The 18,690-nt window shown below is 63.4% G+C and carries 17 protein-coding genes and 1 pseudogene; 1 reads left to right on the top strand and 17 read right to left on the bottom strand.

Features of this window, described 5'->3' with window-relative positions:
- Window positions 1-94 precede the first annotated feature (94 nt).
- From ABIE33_RS15250 to ABIE33_RS15190, 13 genes are all read right to left on the bottom strand, one after another.
- Window positions 95-1,066: a helix-turn-helix domain-containing protein gene (locus ABIE33_RS15250; RefSeq protein ID WP_429126291.1), complete on the bottom strand. Its 972-nt coding sequence runs from the start codon at window positions 1,064-1,066 to the stop codon at window positions 95-97.
- Between the two features lie 239 nt (window positions 1,067-1,305).
- Window positions 1,306-2,673 (bottom strand): amidase, encoded by a 1,368-nt coding sequence (locus tag ABIE33_RS15245; RefSeq protein ID WP_429126289.1) that lies wholly within the window; start codon window positions 2,671-2,673, stop codon window positions 1,306-1,308.
- Window positions 2,674-2,685: 12 nt separating this feature from the next.
- Window positions 2,686-3,906 carry an ABC transporter substrate-binding protein gene (locus ABIE33_RS15240; RefSeq protein WP_429126287.1) on the bottom strand — a complete coding sequence of 407 codons (1,221 nt, stop codon included), beginning with the start codon at window positions 3,904-3,906 and terminating at the stop codon, window positions 2,686-2,688.
- Window positions 3,903-4,982, bottom strand: coding sequence for a CobW family GTP-binding protein (locus tag ABIE33_RS15235; RefSeq protein WP_429126285.1), 1,080 nt, complete (start codon window positions 4,980-4,982; stop codon window positions 3,903-3,905). Before ABIE33_RS15235 ends, ABIE33_RS15240 begins: the two co-directional genes overlap by 4 nt.
- The gene (locus tag ABIE33_RS15230) at window positions 4,975-5,307 is read right to left on the bottom strand and encodes a hypothetical protein (protein WP_429126283.1); all 333 of its coding nucleotides are present in this window, start codon (window positions 5,305-5,307) and stop codon (window positions 4,975-4,977) included. Before ABIE33_RS15230 ends, ABIE33_RS15235 begins: the two co-directional genes overlap by 8 nt.
- Before the next feature lie 59 nt (window positions 5,308-5,366).
- Window positions 5,367-6,248: a polysaccharide deacetylase family protein gene (locus ABIE33_RS15225; RefSeq protein WP_065785125.1), complete on the bottom strand. Its 882-nt coding sequence runs from the start codon at window positions 6,246-6,248 to the stop codon at window positions 5,367-5,369.
- A 33-nt stretch (window positions 6,249-6,281) separates the two neighbouring features.
- Window positions 6,282-7,388, bottom strand: coding sequence for an ABC transporter ATP-binding protein (locus ABIE33_RS15220; RefSeq protein WP_429126280.1), 1,107 nt, complete (start codon window positions 7,386-7,388; stop codon window positions 6,282-6,284).
- Window positions 7,389-7,513: 125 nt separating this feature from the next.
- Window positions 7,514-8,746: an ABC transporter substrate-binding protein gene (locus ABIE33_RS15215; RefSeq protein WP_429126278.1), complete on the bottom strand. Its 1,233-nt coding sequence runs from the start codon at window positions 8,744-8,746 to the stop codon at window positions 7,514-7,516.
- A gap of 180 nt (window positions 8,747-8,926) precedes the next feature.
- Complete coding sequence (locus ABIE33_RS15210; RefSeq protein ID WP_429126276.1) at window positions 8,927-9,700, bottom strand: SDR family NAD(P)-dependent oxidoreductase; 774 nt, start codon at window positions 9,698-9,700, stop codon at window positions 8,927-8,929.
- Between the two features lie 14 nt (window positions 9,701-9,714).
- Entirely contained in the window at window positions 9,715-10,464 is a 750-nt protein-coding gene (locus tag ABIE33_RS15205) for an SDR family NAD(P)-dependent oxidoreductase (protein WP_429126274.1), read from the bottom strand.
- Window positions 10,464-11,309 carry an ABC transporter permease gene (locus tag ABIE33_RS15200; RefSeq protein WP_429126272.1) on the bottom strand — a complete coding sequence of 282 codons (846 nt, stop codon included), beginning with the start codon at window positions 11,307-11,309 and terminating at the stop codon, window positions 10,464-10,466. Before ABIE33_RS15200 ends, ABIE33_RS15205 begins: the two co-directional genes overlap by 1 nt.
- A gap of 2 nt (window positions 11,310-11,311) precedes the next feature.
- Window positions 11,312-12,202 (bottom strand): ABC transporter permease, encoded by an 891-nt coding sequence (locus ABIE33_RS15195; RefSeq protein WP_429126416.1) that lies wholly within the window; start codon window positions 12,200-12,202, stop codon window positions 11,312-11,314.
- A gap of 69 nt (window positions 12,203-12,271) precedes the next feature.
- Window positions 12,272-13,348, bottom strand: coding sequence for an ABC transporter ATP-binding protein (locus ABIE33_RS15190; protein ID WP_429126270.1), 1,077 nt, complete (start codon window positions 13,346-13,348; stop codon window positions 12,272-12,274).
- A gap of 574 nt (window positions 13,349-13,922) precedes the next feature.
- Here ABIE33_RS15190 and ABIE33_RS15185 point away from each other — a divergent pair.
- Window positions 13,923-14,933 (top strand): GntR family transcriptional regulator, encoded by a 1,011-nt coding sequence (locus ABIE33_RS15185; protein WP_429126268.1) that lies wholly within the window; start codon window positions 13,923-13,925, stop codon window positions 14,931-14,933.
- Between the two features lie 109 nt (window positions 14,934-15,042).
- On the opposite strand, the gene ABIE33_RS15180 is transcribed toward ABIE33_RS15185, so the two are convergent.
- The 4 genes and pseudogenes from ABIE33_RS15180 to ABIE33_RS15165 all read right to left on the bottom strand — a co-directional run bounded on the left by ABIE33_RS15180 (window position 15,043) and on the right by ABIE33_RS15165 (window position 18,499).
- Window positions 15,043-16,014 carry a biotin-dependent carboxyltransferase family protein gene (locus ABIE33_RS15180; protein WP_429126266.1) on the bottom strand — a complete coding sequence of 324 codons (972 nt, stop codon included), beginning with the start codon at window positions 16,012-16,014 and terminating at the stop codon, window positions 15,043-15,045.
- Window positions 16,004-16,879, bottom strand: a complete 876-nt coding sequence (locus ABIE33_RS15175; RefSeq protein WP_429126265.1) for a 5-oxoprolinase subunit B family protein — start codon at window positions 16,877-16,879, stop codon at window positions 16,004-16,006. Before ABIE33_RS15175 ends, ABIE33_RS15180 begins: the two co-directional genes overlap by 11 nt.
- Window positions 16,879-18,260: pseudogene (locus ABIE33_RS15170) on the bottom strand (acetyl-CoA carboxylase biotin carboxylase subunit). The gene ABIE33_RS15175 and the pseudogene ABIE33_RS15170 overlap by 1 nt, the downstream one beginning before the upstream one ends.
- Window positions 18,257-18,499 carry an acetyl-CoA carboxylase gene (locus ABIE33_RS15165; protein WP_429126263.1) on the bottom strand — a complete coding sequence of 81 codons (243 nt, stop codon included), beginning with the start codon at window positions 18,497-18,499 and terminating at the stop codon, window positions 18,257-18,259. The pseudogene ABIE33_RS15170 and the gene ABIE33_RS15165 overlap by 4 nt, the downstream one beginning before the upstream one ends.
- Between the last annotated feature and the right edge of the window lie 191 nt (window positions 18,500-18,690).

Here is an 18,690-nt window from a genome sequence, read left to right as displayed (position 1 = left end):
GCGGGCATCCGTTGAAAATCGGGCAAGGCTTCGCCCCTCGCCCGGTCGGGCGTGCGCTCACCTCATGTCTGTCTGGAGTTTGCCGGCTGCCGGCTCAGCCCGAGCCGCTCGGGCTCGTCAGGCTGTAGCGCTCGCGCGCTTCGCTCGGGCTGTAGCCGAAATGCGCCTTGTAGTGACGGCTGAGCTGAGCGTGGTCGCTGAACCCGAGTGCGTAGGCTATTTCCGAAACCAGCTTGCGGCAGCACGGATCGCGCAGCATCTCGTCGCAGCGCAGAAGTCGTTGGAGCCGGATCCAGTGGCATACGGACGTGCCCTGCCGTTTCATCAGCTGGTGCAGATAACGCACCGAGATGCCGCAGGCATCGGCAATCGCCTGTGGCCCGAGGTCAGCCCGGGCAAGATTGGCACGGACATAGCTTTCGACGCGGTGCAGGTGGCCGACCTGCACCGAACCGGCACCCGACATCAGCATGCGCTCGTCGGAGGTGAGCGACATCGCCAGGATGTCGACAAGATGCTTGCCGGTCATGTCTCGGGCGGGAGCATCCATTTCGACAAGCCGTGGCGCGATCAGCCGGATCATGTCGACGAACAATGCGCCGGTTCCCCGGGTGGAATCGAAGCTCAGCGACGCGATACGTTCGGGAAGGCCGACGCGCGGCCGCAGCGTGGCGATCGGCACCTTCAGCACCCAGAGCGTGTTCTTGGTGGTGTAACTGAACTCGTAAGGCAGATGGCTGCGCTCGACGAGGAAGGCGCCCGGCTTGCAGCGCACCGCCTTGCCGCTCTGCTCGAAGCTGATCTCCGCCTTCTCCGGCACGGTGATCAGGTAGCTTTCTTCGCGCTCATGCAGCAGATGCCGTTTCTGTCGGCGGTAGAGAAGCCCGTCGGAATCGAGCCGCGACAGCGAGACGGCGCCGAGGTCCCAGACGTTCAGCTCGCCGGAAAACTCCGCCGCGTTCTGGAAGCGCAGGTCGAGCGGAAAATAGGTGCTCGACACCGCCTCGTCCCAATACCGCTTGCGCTCGAGCGCAGCCGTGCCTGCCGTGGAATAACTCACGTCCATGCGAAGCTCCCATCCCGTCCGCCGTCCGTTCGCTTCGGCTGTTCCCATGTTGCCGAAGCGACGGCCGATTGCGGCCCATTATTCCTGACCGGTCGCCTTGAACGTCGCTACCTCTTAAGGGCTTTTGCAACCGGCGTTCCCGGAGGTCTACAAGCAGTAGACTATGCCTTTGCCGCTCCGGCTAGTCGCAAAGTGCGCTCGCTCTTGTCGCTGGGCGTGTTCGCACGGCAATGAGCACCTCAATCGGCGCGCACCACTGCTTCCGCCGCAAGCGCCATCGACAACAGGTGCGCGTCATGATGCGGTTGGGCGGAAAGGAGCAGGCCGACCGGCATGCCGGCATCCCCGCTGCCACAGGGTAGCGAGACGCCGCACCAGTCGAGAAAATTGCCGATCGACGTGTTGCGCAAGGTTCTGGCGTTGGTTTCGACGAACAAAGCATCGTCAGTGAGAAGCGGCAACGTCGGAGGCGCGACATGCGCAACTGTGGGATAAGCGATCAGCTCGTTCGGCCCGATCTTGGCGGCGATCTCGGCGACCAGCGCCTCGCGTATCTCAAGCGTGGCGATGTAATCGGAAAGGCTGATCTTTTGCCCGAGCCGGGCCCGCGCTACGACGCGCCGGTCCATCGATACCGCCTGCGGGCCTTCGAGCCGGTCTCGATGTAGGGCGTAGGCCTGGGCCGTCACCAGCGGCCCATGCTGCGCCATGGCCTCGAAGATGCGCTCGAATGCGGGAAACGGCTGACGACGTACACGGGCGCCCGCCCATTGCAGCCGGCCGACGCCGGCTTCAAAAGCGGAAACAACCCCGTCTTGGGCACCGTCGAACACCACTGTCGTCGGCACCACGATCGACAGGCCCTCGAGATTGCCGCGACGGATTTCCGGCGCGGGCAGGCCACGCATCGCCGCATCGATCCAGACGGCGTCCTGTACCGTTCGGCAAAGGGGACCGAGCGAATCGAGGCTCTTGGCCAGCGGAAAGACGCCGCGCATGGAATAGCGGCCACGCGTCGCCTTGTAGCCGACGATGCCGTTGAAGGCGGCGGGGATGCGGATGGACCCGCCCGTATCCGTGCCGATCGATACCGGTACGAGGTCGGCGGCAACGGCGACGCCGGAACCGGAGGACGAGCCGCCCGGCAAACGGTCGACATCCCGTGCCCGCGGATTGCGCGGCGTGCCGTAATGCGGGTTGATGCCGAGCCCGGAAAAGGCGAACTCGCTCATGTTGACGAGGCCGACACTGACCATGCCGGCACGGCTGAGCGCCGTCACCACCGCAGCATCGTCTTGTGCGGCCGGCGTGTCCTTGAGGACGACCGATCCCGCCGTCGTCGGCACGCCCGACATAGCGAACAGATCCTTCCAGGCAACGGGAATTCCGTCGAGAAGGCCGAGCGGACGCCCGGCGGCAATGCGCCTGGCGGAAGCATCCGCCTCGCGCATTGCACGCTCCGGCAGGACCACGGTGAAGATCGCCTGATCGTCGTGGCTGCGGATCCGGTCAAGCGTCCAGCCCGTCAGGTCGCGCGGATCGAGCGCACCCGATTGCAGCAACGCCGACAGCTGTGCGACCGACCGTCCACCCAGATCCTGCGTCATGCCGTCGTCCTTCTATCGCTCGACCAGCTGCATCCAGCGGCGGACCAGATAATTGTGTTCGTCCATGGTGGTGTTCCAGACCGCGATGCAGTTGGCGCGCTGCCAGTAGGAACCGCCGCTGCGGACCGATCCGGCCCGAATGCGCATGGTGCCATCAGGCCCCGGCAGATCGCAGGTCGCCGGCAGGCCGCCATACCAATAGTCCCACTCGGCCACCGACATGAATTGCCGCGAGCGCTCCGGTGTCGAGATGTAATAGCCCTGGCGCGCGACGACCGAGCCCGGCCAGCCGGAAATCCACCAGTTGAGATAGTCGTAGGCGACGTCGCGCATGCGGCCCGACAGATGACGCGCGAGGCACAGTCCGCCATGCCAGGCGCGATAGCCCTCGGCCGGCACCGCCTGTTCCACAGGGACGCCCTGGCCGTTGAGGATGCTAATGCCGGTCGACCACATGCTCTGGATATCGGTCTCGCCGCGCACCATCAGCCGCGCTGCATCCTCGGCCGTGCGCCAGAAGGCGCGGAAATAACCGTTCTTCTTGCGCTCTTCGAGCAGCCCGATCAGCCGGTCGATCTCGTCGACCGTCATGGCGCCGATATTGTCGAACGACATCAGCCCGGAAGCCTGGGCGGCAAGGGCCGCATCGAAGATGCCGATCGCCGGCTCGTCGACGAGCGCAGCGCGCCCAGCCCAGCGTTCGTCGAGCAGCGCCGCCCAGCTGTTCATCGCCACCGTATTGGGGGCAACATCGGTTCGGTAGGCAAAGCTGTCGAAATTATGCGTCGTCGGCAGCATCGAAATGGTGCTCGACGGCGTGTCGCCCAGTTCGAGATTGGGCTGCACGAACAGCTTCTTGACCGGCGCATCCCCCTGCCCCAGGCGGGCATTCGGGCCGATATGGCCGGTCTTGGTCAGATCGTTGATCTCGTTCCAAAGCGCGATGCGGCCGATCTCGATCGGCTGGATCGCCCGCCAATACCAGACGATATCCAGATTGTGGAAACACTGGTCGTAGATGTCGTAACTATCCGGCTCCTGCGCCGCCTTGTGCTGGGTCGTCAGAAAATCGTTGTTGTCGAACACGACATCGATGCCGAGATCCGCCTCGGCGCGGACCCGCAACTCTTCGAGCAGCGAGATCGCCGTGCCGAGCACGCGCAGGCGTGGGCGACCTGCGAGATGAAGGGATGGTGTCGCTGTTGTCGCTTGGTCAGGCTGGTGTTTGCTCATGAAGACGACTGACGTTCCTGCAGACTGTGTTTCGGGACGGCCACCGTTCCGACGGGCGACCGATCGAGGGCGAAGGCCTCGAACGATCGTTTCAGCAGCTCGACATCCAGACCGTCAACAATAAAGACGATGCGCGACCGGCGATCCTCGTCCGGCCAGCGCTCCATATGAACAGGCGTATGAACCAGATGCTGAACGCCATGAATGGCGACCGGGCGCTCCTCGCCGGCAATATTGAGAATGCCCTTCACCCGCAGCACCTTTTCGCCGTGGCGGTTCAACAGCATCGTTAGCCAGATACCGAAGGCCGTCCAGTCGACGGCGCGCTCCACGGTCATCACGAAGGATGTCACCGCCGACTGATGAACGGCGCCGTCCGCCGTTGCCAGTTGCACAGGTGTCTCGCAATAAAAGCCGCTTGCCGATTGCAGCGCCGCTGCGCGCAGGCTGAGATTTTCGTCGACGAGGTCGCTGACATCGAAAGACGGATCGGTCGTCGTCAGAAGTGGCGCATCCGGATTGATGCCGCGCAGTTTCTCGACAAGACTGACGACGTCGCCGGCTGGCGCCAGGTCGGCCTTGGTGATGACCAACCGATCGGCAACCGCGGCCTGGCGGTTGGATTCGACATAGGTTTCAAGCTGGCGGAGACCGTTGACCGCATCGACGGTGGTGATGACGTTGCCGGGGCGGAAATGGTGGCGCAGAACCGGGTCGGATTTGATTGTCGACAGCACCGGGAACGGATCGGCGAGCCCGGTGCTTTCAACGACGATACGGCGGAAGGGCGGGACCAGCCCGCGCTCCCGCTTCGAATGCAGATCCTTGATCGCCTCGGCAAGCTCGCCGCGCACGGTGCAGCAGAGACAGCCGGATTGCAGGAGCACCATGGTGTCGTCGATGCGCTCGACCAGATGATGGTCGAGACCAACCTCCCCGAACTCGTTGATGAGAACGGCAGCGTCCGAAAGTGCTGGATCGGCGAGCAGGCGCGCAAGCAGCGTCGTCTTGCCGGAGCCGAGGAAGCCGGTGAGCAGGTTGATCGGGGTCAGCAGCGGGATCTGCAGCTCAGCCATCGATCGCGGCCTCAGCGGCGTCAATCAGGCCCAAGTCGAGCGGGTCGCAGGGCCGGCCGCAAAGCCTTTCGGCCGTCGGCCAGAGATGGCCGAGGTCCTCGATGATCTCGCTCTTGCCGGTGCGAGTAGCAAGCACGAAGGATGCGCCCTGCCAATCCGAGATGGTCAGACCGAAACGCGCCAGCATCGTATTGGCGATCCGCACGCGGTTGGCGCGTTCGCGCCTACGGTCGATGCGCTCGACATTGCGGGTGTAGACACCCGGCCGCGCAACGGCATCGGCCCAGTGTTCGTTGCCTCCAAGGACGCCACAAAGAGAGCACATCGTCTCATCCAATCTGTCTGATAGACAGGGGCGGTTTGACCGCCGCCCCCGTCAGTTGCTCACTTCTTGCGCGGGAAGCGCTTGGCGAAATCGTCGGCGATCTCGTTCATGGTCACGAACTTTACGCCGGGATGCTTGATCATGTGGGCATAGAGCCGCTCCAGCATCATCAGCACCTGCGGGCGGCCGGCAACATCGGGATGGATGGTAATCGGAAACACCGCATAGTCCATCTCGCGATAGACCCAGTCGAACTGGTCGCGCCAGATCTGCTCGATGTCGTGCGGATTGACGAAACCGTGGCTGTTCGGCGACTTCTTGATGAACATCATCGGCGGCAGGTCGTCGAGATACCAAGAGGCGGGGATTTCGATGAGATCGGTCTCCTTGCCACGCTGCAGCGGCACCATCCAGTCGGACGGCTTCTTGGAGTAGTCGATCTTGGTCCACTTGTCGCCGACACGGACATAATAGGGCGTGAAGTCGTTGTGCATCAGCGAGTGGTCGTACTTGATGCCGCGCTCGAGCAGCAGCTCGTTGGTGACGTTGGAAAACTCCCACCACGGCGCGACATAGCCGGTCGGCCGTTTGCCCGAAAGCTTGGTGACGAGATCGATGCACTTGTCGAGGACTTCGGTCTCCTGCTCGCGCGTCATGGCAATCGGGTTTTCATGGGTGTAGCCGTGAATGCCGATTTCGTGGCCGGCGTCGGCGACGGCCTGCATCTGCTCCGGGAAGGTCTCGATCGAGTGGCCGGGAATGAACCAGGTGGTCTTGATGCCGAAGCGCTCGAAGAGTTTCAGCAGGCGCGGGCTGCCGACCTCGCCGGCGAAAAGGCCGCGCGAGATATCGTCCGGCGAATCCTCGCCCCCATAGGATCCGAGCCAGCCGGCGACCGCATCGACGTCGATGCCGAAGCTGCAGAGGATTTCCTTGGCCATGGTATGTCTCCTTCGTGTTTTATCGTTCAAAAATCAGGCTGGAATGACGGTGGCTTCGCCTGGCTGCCAGCTGAGAAGAATGTCCGCGCCGACGGGGAAGGCGTCGGGCTGGTACTTGTCGACATGGGCTTCGAGCGAGACGGTGCGCCCGTCGCCAAGCGCTGCCGTCAGATGAGACACGTGGCCGACGACGTCGAAGCGGCTGACGCTGGCGCTGACGACGTTGCCGCCGACAGTGTCGGCAATCTGGTCACGCGAGACCCGGGCGGCCGGATGCACCTCGATCGCTTCGGCCGGGATGACGACATTGACCCGTGACCTCCTGGCAAGCGTGCCGTTCGGCCGGCCGGACAGCTGACCGAGCGGCGTCGAGACCAGCGTCCGGTCGTCGGATGCGCCCTCGACTTCGCCCTGGAAGATCGTGTTGTTGCCGATGAACTGCGCGACGAAGGCCGTGTTCGGCCGAGTGTAGAGCTGATGCGGCGGGCTGATCTGCTCAACCTTGCCCTGGTTCATCACCACGATGCGGTCGGAGAGCGCCAGTGCCTCGGATTGGGCATGGGTGACGAAGACGAAGGTGACGCCGAGCGTCTTCTGCAGCAGTTTCAGTTCGTTCTGGATCGCCTTGCGCAGGTTGGCGTCGAGCGCGCCCAGCGGCTCATCGAGCAGCAGAATATCCGGCTCGACCACAAGCCCGCGGGCGAGCGCGATACGCTGGCGCTGGCCGCCCGACAACCGATCCGGCTTCTTCTCGGCGATGTCCTCAAGCCCAAGCGTTGCCAGGATACGGTCGACCTTGGCGTCGCGCTCGGCCTTTGCCATGCCCTTGACGTCGAGCCCGTAGCCGACGTTGCGGCGCACGGTCATATGGGGAAAGAGCGCGTAGCTCTGGAAGATCATCGACGTCGGCCGGTGCTCCGGTCGGATGTCGTTCATACGCTTGCTCTTGATCAGCATCTCGCCGGAGGAGATCGATTCGAAGCCGGCGATCATGCGCAGCGTCGTCGTCTTGCCGCAGCCTGAGGGCCCGAGAAACGCGATGAACTCGCCCTTGGAAACCGACAGGTTGAAATCGATCACGGCGGGCGTGCCGTTGTCGTAGACCTTGCCGACGTTATTGAGTTCGAGGTCGAAGATCATCGTGGCTCTCCGGAGCTTGCTGAAATCACTGGTATCGGGTGCGTGGCCCTGGCCGCACGGTCGTTCGGGCGAGGCCACGCGTTATCTGGAGAAACCGGGAGGCGTCCGCCTCCCGGCCTGTTCGATCAGGCGTTGAGGAACTCGTCCCACTTCTGGATCAGGTGGTCGTATTCATCCGGCCACTGATGCCAGTATGCGACGTTCTTGGCGCGCTCTTCGAGCGAGCCGCCGTCGCGCAGGTCGCCTTCCTTGATGCCGCGCTCTTCGGCGCCGACCCAGGGCTTGCCCTCGTACCAGAAGGCGTATTTCTCCGGTGCCATGGCGTTCTTGATGTTGGTCGACGGCGAGTAGTAGCCCTGCTCCGAAACGGTGATGCCCGGCTCGCCCGAGAGCCAGTAGTCGGCATAGGCGATGACCGCCTCCTTGTTGGCCGTGCCGGCAATCATCGCGGGGCCAATCGCCCAGCCGCGGTAACCTTCCTTCGGTACGGCGTAACGGCAGGGCTTGCCCTGCGCCTTGACGGCCATGACCGCCGGTTGCCAGGCGTCGCAGACAACCATTTCGCCCGATGCCATCAGGTTGACGAGTTCGCCGAAATCGCCCCAGAGAGCGCGGAACTGGCCCTCCTTCTTCTTGGAAATCAGGAACGCCGCAGCCTCGTCGATTTCGGCTGCGGTCGCATTGCCCGGGTTCTTGACGTCGGAAAGGCCAAGCGAGTTCATCGCCATCATCGCCTGGCCGATGGCAATCAAGGGGTCGGTGTTGATGCCGGACTTGCCCTTCCACTTCGGATCGAAGATCGCGGTCCAGCTGTTGGCTTCTTCGGCCGACAGCACATCGGGATTGTAGCCGATGGAATCGTAGTTATAGACGGCCGGCACCATGTTCAGCGCCGTCTGGCTTTCGTCGGTCCAGATCTGGCCGATGATCTGGGCGGATCGATCCCACTTATCGCTGGCGGTGGTGAAGGTGTCGCGGATGTTGGCCCAGTTCTTCAGCGCCGAGGCCGGGATCGGCTCGACATTGTTGGTCATGACGATCGACGGCAGGCGCTCGGCGATGATTTCCCAGCAATCATAGTCCTTGGAGCCGGAGAGGATCTTCGTCTGGGCGTCCGGGAAGGTGGCCGCCGTGCCGGAAGTGCCGCCGACGCCGGCAGCAGCCTTGAACTGTTCGAGAATGCGCTCCTGAACGGTGACCGAAAGGCCGATCGTGCGCAGCTGCAGGCCCGCCAGATCGGCGGCCTGCGCAAAGGCGGCCCGCGACGACAGGAACGGCGTGCCGCCCCCCATGGCCAGCGCCATCAGCCCGGCGGACCGTTTGAGGAGCGAGCGGCGATTGATTTCCAGATTTGGCATTGTCTCTTCTCCAGTTGTTGTTCCCCGGCGCCCGCTTGATGCGAGCCCCTTGTTCTTTCGCCGCGCAACGCGGCGCCTTAGAGCGCCGTGCGTCCATTCGGACGCACAAAGGACGCTCTAACGCCTTCAATCGACGCATCGAGCTTTCCGAAAATCGGGATCGATTTTCGGGCCGATGCGCTAGTAACGCCCCACGAGGAGGCCTCCATCCACGACCAGCACCTGGCCGGTCATGTATCTCGCGCAGTCGGAAGCCAGGAACGCGATGACGTCGGCGATATCCTCAGGCGTGCCGAGCCTTTTCATCGGGATGAAGGCTGCAGCCGCTTCCGCGCCGTCCGGCCCCAGCGAGTTTTCCTCCGACAGCAGTTGGGCCGTGCGGATGTAGCCTGGTGCTACGCCGTTGACGCGAACCCCGTCGCCGGCAAGTTCGACCGCGAGCCCGCGCACCAGACCAACGACGCCGGACTTGGCGGCGGAGTAGTGCACATGCTCGTCCCAGCCATAGGCAACGCCCATGATCGAGGAGAGAGCGACGATGCTGCCCTCGCCGCGCTGGCGCATGCCGGGTGCAACGGCGCGCGCGAGGCGGAAGATGCCCTTGAGGTCGATGTCAAAGGTCAGGTCCCACTTGTCGTCGGTGAGCTTGGCAAGCGGGGTGCGATGGGCAATACCGGCATTGGCGACGACGACGTCGACGCGGCCATGGCGCTTTTCCAGGTCAGCGACCAGCGCGTCGGTCGCCGAGGTCGAGCGGACGTCGTAATAGGCGAACTCGGCGGAACCGCCAGCCTCTTGGATCGCGCCGACAGTGGCCGATGCTTCCCGCTCGAGAATATCGGTGACGACGACATGATCGCCCTTGGCAGCAAACGCCCTGGCGGTCGCCTGGCCAATGCCGATGGCGGCACCGGTGACGATGACAATGCGGGACGTCTTGGGAGGATTTGGCATTTTCATCTTTCCTGTCAGAGCATCACGTCGCCGGAATTGGGCCCGAGCGTCTGGCCGACGAACAGGCCCGCCGATGGCGAAGCCAGGAACGAAACGGTCGCGGCGATTTCGTCCGGCTCGCCGAACCGCCCGAGCGGCAGCTGCGCCTTCTTGGCGGCGCGCCAATCCTCGGAGAGCCCCATCACGAGCGGCGTGTTGATAGGGCCGGGCGCGACCGCGTTGACGCGCACGCCGCGGCTCGACACTTCGCGGGCGAGCGCCTTGGTCATGCCGATGATCGCGGCCTTGGCGGACGAGTAGTGCACGAGCTCGACGCCGCCGATCTGGCCGAGTTGCGAGGCCATGTTGACGATCACGCCCTCGCGGCGAGCCAGCATTTCCGGCAGCACCGCCTTGGTCATCAGGAAGGTGCCGCGTACATGCACCGCAAACATCCGGTCGAAATCGGCGACCTCGAGATTTTCGAACAGCGCCTGATGGGCGATGCCGGCATTGTTGACGAGCAGTGCCACGGGGCCATGGAGTTGCGCAGCTTTCTCCGCCGTCGCCTTGACGTCGGCTTCGCTTGAGACGTCGCCGCAGATCGCGGTCGCCACGCCGCCGGCAGCCGCAATCTCGCCGGCAACCGCCGCTGAGCTTTCAGGCGAAAGATCGTTGACGACGACGGCATAACCGTCGGCCGCCAGCCGCAGCGCGATGGCCCGGCCGATGCCGGAGCCGGCACCGGTGACGATCGCAGAGCCGAGTGGGGAAGAGCCGGCCATCACGCCTCCTCCTGGATCGCGATGCGCTTGGCACGGCGCACCGAAAGCATCATCAGTGCAGCATAGGTACCGAGCAGCGCAAAGGAGAACAGCGTCGTCAGCACACCGAAGGCAAAGACGTTCGGATGCACTTCGACGGAGAAAGTGCCGTAGATCGCCAGCGGCAGTGTCAGGTCGCGGCCCGAGGCGAAAAGCGTGCGTGAAAACTCGTCATAGGAGAGCGTGAAGGCAAAGAGCATGGCGGAAAGCACGCCGGGGAAGATCAGCGGGAATGTCACCTTGCGGAAGGTGCGCGCCGGCGTGACGCCGAGCGACCAGGACGCCTCCTCCATGCTCGGATCGAACCGGTTGAAGATTGCCAGCATCACCAGGAAGGCGAAGGGAAAGGTGTAGACCACGTGCAGAACGAAGGCGGTGCTCCACCAATGGCGGTCGATGCCGAGCGTATTGGCAACGAGCGCCATGCCGAGACCGACGAGCACGCCCGGCACCATCATGCCGAGAACGATGAGGTAGAAGACCACGCCCGAGCCGCGGAACTTGCGGCGGAAAGCCTGAGCCGCCGAGACTCCCAACACCGTCGAGACGATCATGGTCATGACCGCGAGCCCCAGCGAGCGGACCAGAGCCTGCTCAATCGGCAACGGCGCGATGCGCGAGGGCGGTGTCAGGCCGAAGAGATGCTTGTACCAATAGGTCGACCATTCGATGATCGGGAACTGCGGCCCGCCTTCCGGCCCCGTCTGGAAGGACAGGATGGCAAGCACGACGAGGGGGCCATAGAGGAAGACGAGGAAGAGCGCGGTATAGGCGCCAAGGCTGAGTTTCATGCCGCTGGCATTCATGATCAGAGCTCCTTCCTGAGATCGACGACCCTCAGGAGCGCCGCCACGACCGCGCCCATCAGGATGGTGAGGACGACGCCGGCGACCGCCGCGAAGGCCCATTTCAGCGAACCGACCTGGGTGACGATGATGTTTCCGAGCAGGTTGACCTTGCGGCCGGAGAGCGCGGCCGAGGTTGCGAATTCACCGAGAACCATGACCGAGACGAAGATTGCGCCAACGACGACGCCCGGCATCGACAGCGGCAGGATGATCGTGCGGAAGATGCGCCAGAAGCCGGCACCGAGATCCTGGGCCGCCTCGATGATCGAAGCGTCGATCCGGCCGAGCATGAAGGCGATCGGGCCGACCATGAACACGCAGTAGATCTGCGTCATGCCGATGATCACCGACAGCTCGGAAAACAGCAGCACCTCGATCGGCGCGTCGGTGATGCCGAGGTTCATCAGGATCATGTTGATCGCGCCCTCCTTGCCGAGCATCGGCCGCCAGGCAAGAACGCGGATCAGGAACGACGTCCAGAAGGGAATGACGCACAGAACCAGAAGCACCGTCTGCAGCGCCTTGTTCTTGACGAACAGCCCGACGAAAAGGGCAGCGGGATAGCCGACCAGCACGGTGGCGACGAGCACGATCAGCCAGATGCGCACCGTCGTCCACAAGGCACCCAGATAGGTGTCGCTCGTGAAGAAGGTGACCCAGCTCTTCAACGTCAGCGTCGGCTCGATGGTGAAGGTCGTCTGTGTCCAGAAGGACACGTAGACCATCATCAGCATAGGCAGGACGAGGAAGAGGCTCATCCAGATGACGCCCGGCGCAAGCAACCAAAGCGCCTTTCCCGGTAGTTTCTTCTCGGCGACGGTCTCTGTTTCCGTCTGCTCCGCAACGGCCATCATGCTCATCTCTCATTCTCCGGGCGGGAACCATGCGGCGCGCAGGCGCCGGGTTTTGCAAAAACGATCTCAGGCGTAGACAAGGGCGTCCTCCCGCTTCCAAACGAGCGCGTAGCGACCCTGTTCGGCATAGGTCTCGGGCGCTGCATGGCTGAGATGGCTTTCGACCTCGAAAACCCTGCCGTCATCGAGCGCAAAGAAGGAATTGACCGCGGCACCGGAATATTCGCTGGCGACGAAATTCGCCTCGATGCGGATCTCGTCCTCAGTGATGGCGGCTTCGCGCGGCCGGACGGAAACCCGGTCGTAGCGGATCGCGTAAGCCGGCGATGCCGCCCGCGCCGGCGCGGCTGCGCCAAGCGCAAACCGCCCGACGCCGCCGACGAAGTCACCACCTTCGATCCGTCCCGGAAAGAGGTTGTAGCAATTGAGAAAGCGAGCGACGGCCGGCGAAGCGGGCCTGTTGTAGACGGTGTCGGAATCCGCCGATTGGGCAATGCGGCCGCTTTCCAGCACCAGGACCGTGTCGCCCATGGCCAGCGCCTCGGCCTCACTGCCGGTGACGTGCAGGAAGGTGACGCCGCAGCGCTCCCGGATTGCCCGCAATTCCGCCCGCATCCGGGCGCGCAGATTGGCGTCCAGCGCGCCGAGCGGCTCATCGAGAAGCACCATACGCGGTTCGGTGACAAGCGTGCGCGCCAATGCGACGCGCTGGCGCTGACCGCCGGAAATCTGCGTGACTGCCCTGCCTTCAAGGCCGGAAAGACCGACGAGGCTGATGATGTCGCGCACCCTGGCGTCGACGACGCGCCGCTCGGTGACCGGGTCGTCCTCCCTGTTTTCCAGGCCGAAGGCTATGTTCTGCGCAACGGACAGATGCGGGAAGAGCGCGAAGTTCTGGAAGACGAAACCGATGCCGCGCTTGTGCGGCGCCACGGTGTCGATGCGCTTTCCGTCAAACAGGATCGCGCCGCCATCCGGATGCTCGAAACCGGCAATGACCCTTAAGAGCGTCGTCTTGCCGGATCCGCTCGGCCCGAGAAGCGAGATGTAGGCGTCGCGGGGCAGAGCGAGATCGATCCCGCTGAGCGCGCGCATGTCGCCGTAGGTTTTGGTGATGTTCTTGAGCTGAAGGACCGTCGACATTGGTTTCCTGCCAGTTTGCCGTCCGGACATTCACCACCCAAAGCTTCGCCATCGCCGGAGCCGACAAGGCATCCGAACGGGACATGCGATTGCGTTCGCGCATGCTCACATGCGCGTTGGGGATGAAGGTCCTTTGCGGTTCAAAAAATTAGTTCCACCTGCACGCTTCTTCTGAGCGCTTGCATGTCACGAACAATGACATGAATGATTTTTGTATGCAATAGACTTTTATTCGTCTTTTAGATCAGAACGAAATACGTCCATCACACCGCCAGCGGCCTAGCGATGCGGACCCAGCGCAAAATCGCACCGACCCGCACCGGACCCTATGCAATCTGCGGTGTGTGCCGGCGCGATCTATTCATGTAGACGCGAAATGACAGTGGTCAATTCGCCAAAAATCCGTCGACCAATGCCCTGCGCTCCACACTTCAACACCAATTGTGATGGCAAAATGCACATTTAATTTGCCAACTTGTATGCAAAATGCATTTATTTTCAGCTGTCACATTCCCCGGCAAGTGGCGTAAGAAAGAGGACAAAATTGCCAGCCAAACGGAAGACGCCCGATCGCATGAGCGAGCCACGCCTCGGCCAGAATACCCAGCGCCGCTACGAAATTGCCGAGGACGTTCTGCGCAGCAACATCGCCGACGGCATCCTGCCGCCCGGCCTGGTTCTGCTCGAAGGGCCGATCGCGGAAATCCTGCAGATCTCGCGGGCGCCGGTTCAGCGCGCACTCCTGCAATTGGAAAGCGATGGCCTCGTTCATCGCTTCAAGGGACGCGGTTATCTCGTTGGGCCGCCGGGCCGCGCGATCGAGCCCAACCGTACCGACATCAAGTCGCTCGGGCTCACCATCCCGCAACATGCCGACGAGGCGCTGCAAAGCCGCTCGTCGTGGGAGCGCATCTACACCGAGATCGAGAACGACGTCGCCGGCTGCGTCATCTTCGGCCAGTATCGCATCATCGAAAACGAGCTTGCCAACCACTTCAGCGTCAGCCGCACCGTGGTGCGCGACGTGCTGACGCGGCTGCGCGAGCGCGGGCTGGTGCGCAAAAACCAGAGTTCGCACTGGATCGCCGGTCCGCTGACGGCCCAGACCGTCAAGGACCATTTCATGTTGCGCCGTCTGCTCGAGCCGCAGGCGCTTGCCCTTGGCGCCAGCCATATCGACAGGGATCGGCTTGCCGCCTTGTTTAGCCGGCTTAGCGAACTCAACAGTTCGCAATCGGCGAACGCCTGGCAGGACCTCGAGGACATCCGTACACAGTTTACCGAGTGCTGTGTGCTGGCAATGCCGAACGAGCGCCTGCGCGAACTGATCCGCAACAACCTTTTGCCGGTGACGGCGACCGAGCGGCTGCTGCGGCAACTCGGCCTTCCCGGCGATCCGGCGGTGATCGCGGAAATCAGGCTGATCGTCGAACTGATGACACGCGGTGCGACCGCCGCGGCGGCAGCGATGCTGGAGAACCACATCGACGCCTCGATGAACCGGACGATTGCGCAGATGAAAATCGTCGCGATCATACCAGGCCCGAGCGTCACGGCCGCCTACCTGACGCGCGTCGTCGAATAGGCAGAGCCGCGCGGAACCATCGCCTCGCCGGCGCGCCGTAATGAGCGCGGCTGCCGATTTCCTGTCCCGAGGCCCACGCTCCATCTTGCCCTCCGTTTCCCCGGAACCGTCAGCGCAGCGCGGTGCGCAGCGCTTCCAGCCGGGCGTTTTCCTCAGCCCTGGCCGCCAGCGCCTCGTCCATCGTCACCTCGACGAACCGGGTCGGCGTATGCGGCTGCATCTGCCCGATCAGGTCCATGTCGGCTGATATCACCGTTCCGAGCATGAAGTAGCCGCCGCCGGAGACCGCATCACGATGCAGGATGATCGGCTCGGTTCCGCCGGGAACCTGGATGGAGCCATAGGGGTAGCAGCTGTCGACGATGTTGGATGGGTCGGAACCGGCGCCGAACGGCTGCTCGCGCTCGACGAAGGAAAGCTTGCGGCCGCCGCGGAAGCGGTAGCCCATGCGGTCGGCTTCCGGCGCCACCTTCCATTCGTCGGCAAAGAAACTCTGTTTCGCCTCGTCGGCGAGCCGATCCCAGTAGAGACCGGGCAGGACACGCAGCGCCACGGGTGCGGCCGGCAGACGCCGCAATTGCGCGCCGACCGAGCGCCCCTCGCCGGAACCGTTGCCGGCACCAACAGGCAGTTCGTCGCCAGACTGAAGCGGGCGGCCGTTGTAACCGCCAAGCGCGCCGATCGGGTAGGTCGAGCGGCTGCCGAGTGCCAGCGGCACATCGATACCGCCGGCAACGGCGATATAGATGCGGGCGCCGAACTTGAGGAAATCGAAGGTCAGGGTCTGGCCGGCGCGAACAGGAAAGGCCGTCCAACCGGATTGCTCCACCCCATCGACCTTTGCCGGCATGTCGGCTCCGGTCACCGCAACCAGCGCGTCTTCGGTAAATTCGAGCTTGGGGCCGAGGAACACCGCTTCGAGACCGGCCGCGCCCTCCTCGTTTCCGACGAGCAGATTGGCGGCACGCATCGCATAGCGATCCATCGCGCCCCCGAGCGGGATGCCGAGATGGAAGTAACCGGGACGGCCAAGGTCCTGGACGGTGGTCGCAAGACCGTGATGCAGCACCTTAATGGCCATTGATCATGCCCTCCAGCCGGGTGTTGTAGCCAGTGATGTCCTTCTGGAATTCGCGCAGATCGAAGCTGACCTCGCGAACCGGTGGGCTGAAACGCCCCTTGTCGACGTCCTCGACCGCCTGATCGTAGGCATCGCGATCGATCGGCTTGAACTTGACGATGTCGCCCGGCCGGAAGAACACCATGAAATCGCGGAGATAGCTGGTGGTCTGCGTCGGGTCGAAGATCGGCATCGGCGTGATGCCGAACATCTGGTAGCCGCCGGCACCGCGAACCGAATAGATGCAGCCGAAGCAGCCGCCATGGCCAACGGTCAGCCGCGGCGTGTCCGTGCGCGGGCGCAGATATTTCGGCACCTGGATCTGCCGTTGCCGCTCGACCATCTGGTACATGAACGGTAGTCCGGCAACGAAGCCGACCATCGACACGAACCAAGGCGATCCCGAATGGGCGGCGACGAAATCATCAACGTCGCCGTAACCGTTGATCCGTGTTGCATAATCGAGGTCGGTGCCCGACGGCTCCTGGTGGCGCTCGCGAAAGCGCATCAGCGTCTCGTGCGTCCAGGGGTCGTTGTAGAACACCGGGATTTCGACGATGCGGGTGCGAATGACGGGTTCTGCCCGTTCGGCTGCGCCCTCGATCGCCCGCACTTCCCTCAGCACATCATCCGGCTTGATCTGATCCGGGTCGAACTTGATCTGGAAGGATGCATTGGCCGGACAGATCTCGGTGATGCCCTTGATGCCGCTCTCCTTGACGCCGCTGGCCATGGAGAGGCTCTTGAAGAAGGCTTCCAACGACATCTCGTCGCTGCATTCGACGAACAGGTGCTCGTCGCCTCCGAACGTATATCGTGTCGGCATCACGCGACCTCCGCGGCACGGCCACCATCGGCGGCAAATTCAGTTTCCAGCCATGTCTCGAGAAAGCGGGTATGGAAGGCGCCGGCAGCGATCTGCGCGTCGGCAGCCAGTGCGCGATGCAACGGGATCGTCGTCGGCACGCCCTCGATCTTCAACTGCGCCAGCGCCTGCGAAAGCCGGGCGAGGCACGCCGTGCGGTCCTCGCCCCAGACGATCAGTTTGCCGAGCAATGAATCGTAGAACGGCGGAATGACGTAGCCTTCGTAGAGCATGGTGTCGAAACGGATGCCCTCACCCTCAGGCACTTCAAGTCTTTCGATCCGGCCCGGCGCCGGCATGAAACCGCGCCTCGGATCCTCGGCATTGATGCGGCATTCGATAGCATGGCCCTTGACGGCGATGCCGGCCTGGCGGACCGAGAGCGGTGCGCCGGCGGCGATGCGGAACATCTCTTCGACCAGATCGATGCCGGTGATTCCGTCACCGGGTGTTCCACCTGAATGCGGGTGTTGACCTCGATGAAGTAGAACTCGCGCGTCTCATCGTCGTAGAGGTATTCGACCGTTCCGGCCCCGCGGTAGCCGACGGAGCGCGCCAGCGCGACGGCGCTGTCGCAGAGCTTCTGCCTGACCTCGGGCGGAAGCAGGAAGGAGGGGGCCTCCTCCCAGACCTTCTGCCGGCGGCGCTGCAGCGAGCATTCGCGCTCATAGCAATGCACGACGTTCTGGCCGTCGCCGAGGATCTGGACCTCGACATGGCGTGCGCGGGTGATGACCTTTTCCAGATAGAGGCCGCCATCGCCGAAGGATGCCAACGCCTCGGCCGATGCCTGGGGAAACTGCGTGTCCAGCTCAGCCGCGTTGTTGACGATGCGGATGCCGCGGCCACCGCCGCCGGCGGCAGCCTTGATCATCACGGGGAAACCGGTGCGCTCCGTTACCTCAAGTGCGTCGGCAAGACTGGAGATCCGGCCGTCGCTGCCGGGAACCGTCGGCACGCCGGCCTTCTCGGCGACGGCGCGGGCAGCGACCTTGTCGCCCAGCAGGCGGATCGCATCGCCGGACGGGCCGATGAAGATGAGGCCGGCAGCAACCACGGCGTCGGCGAAATCGCCGTTTTCCGACAGGAAACCGTAACCGGGATGAACCGCATCGACATTGGCGCGCTTGGCCGCCGAGATCACGGCCGCAATGTCGAGATAGGACTTCTTTGGCGCCGGCGGTCCGATCTCGATCGCCTCGTCCGCGAGCTTGACCGCCAGCATGTCGGCGTCGGCAGCACTATAGACCTGGATAGTGCGGATACCGAGTGCCTTGGCGGCGCGGATGATGCGGACGGCGATTTCGCCGCGATTGGCAACGAGAACGGAGCGCAGCTTCATTGTTCGACCTCGGCGAGCACCTGGCCGGCCATGACAGGCTCTTCGTTGTCGACGAGAAAGCGGATGCTGCCGCCGGCCACACCGGCCTGGATCTCCTGAAAGGTCTTCATGACTTCGATCAGGCCGATCGCATCGCTGGAGGAAACGGCATCGCCATCGGTTTTGAACGGCGGGACATCCGGAGCAGACGAGCGATAGAAGGTTCCTGGAAGGGGCGATCGGATTTCGTGTTTGCTCATGGTTGCCTCCAATGAAAGAACTCAAGGGGTAAAACACCTTCATTTGGCGGCTTTTCCCTGGGTTCGGTTATATTTTGACCGGCATTGGCGCCGATCGGCAGAATCCTGCTCTCCGCCGGGCAGACCGCGTTTGGCTGTCCTTCGGTTTTTGAACCAGTCTCCAATTCGTGACCCTGATGCCTTCTCGGCTT

This window comes from Ensifer sp. 4252 (assembly GCF_050434565.1).
Taxonomy (GTDB): Bacteria; Pseudomonadota; Alphaproteobacteria; order Rhizobiales; family Rhizobiaceae; genus Ensifer.
The sequence above is the reverse complement of the archived record's forward strand: the minus strand, read 5'-3'. Positions and strand labels throughout refer to the sequence as shown.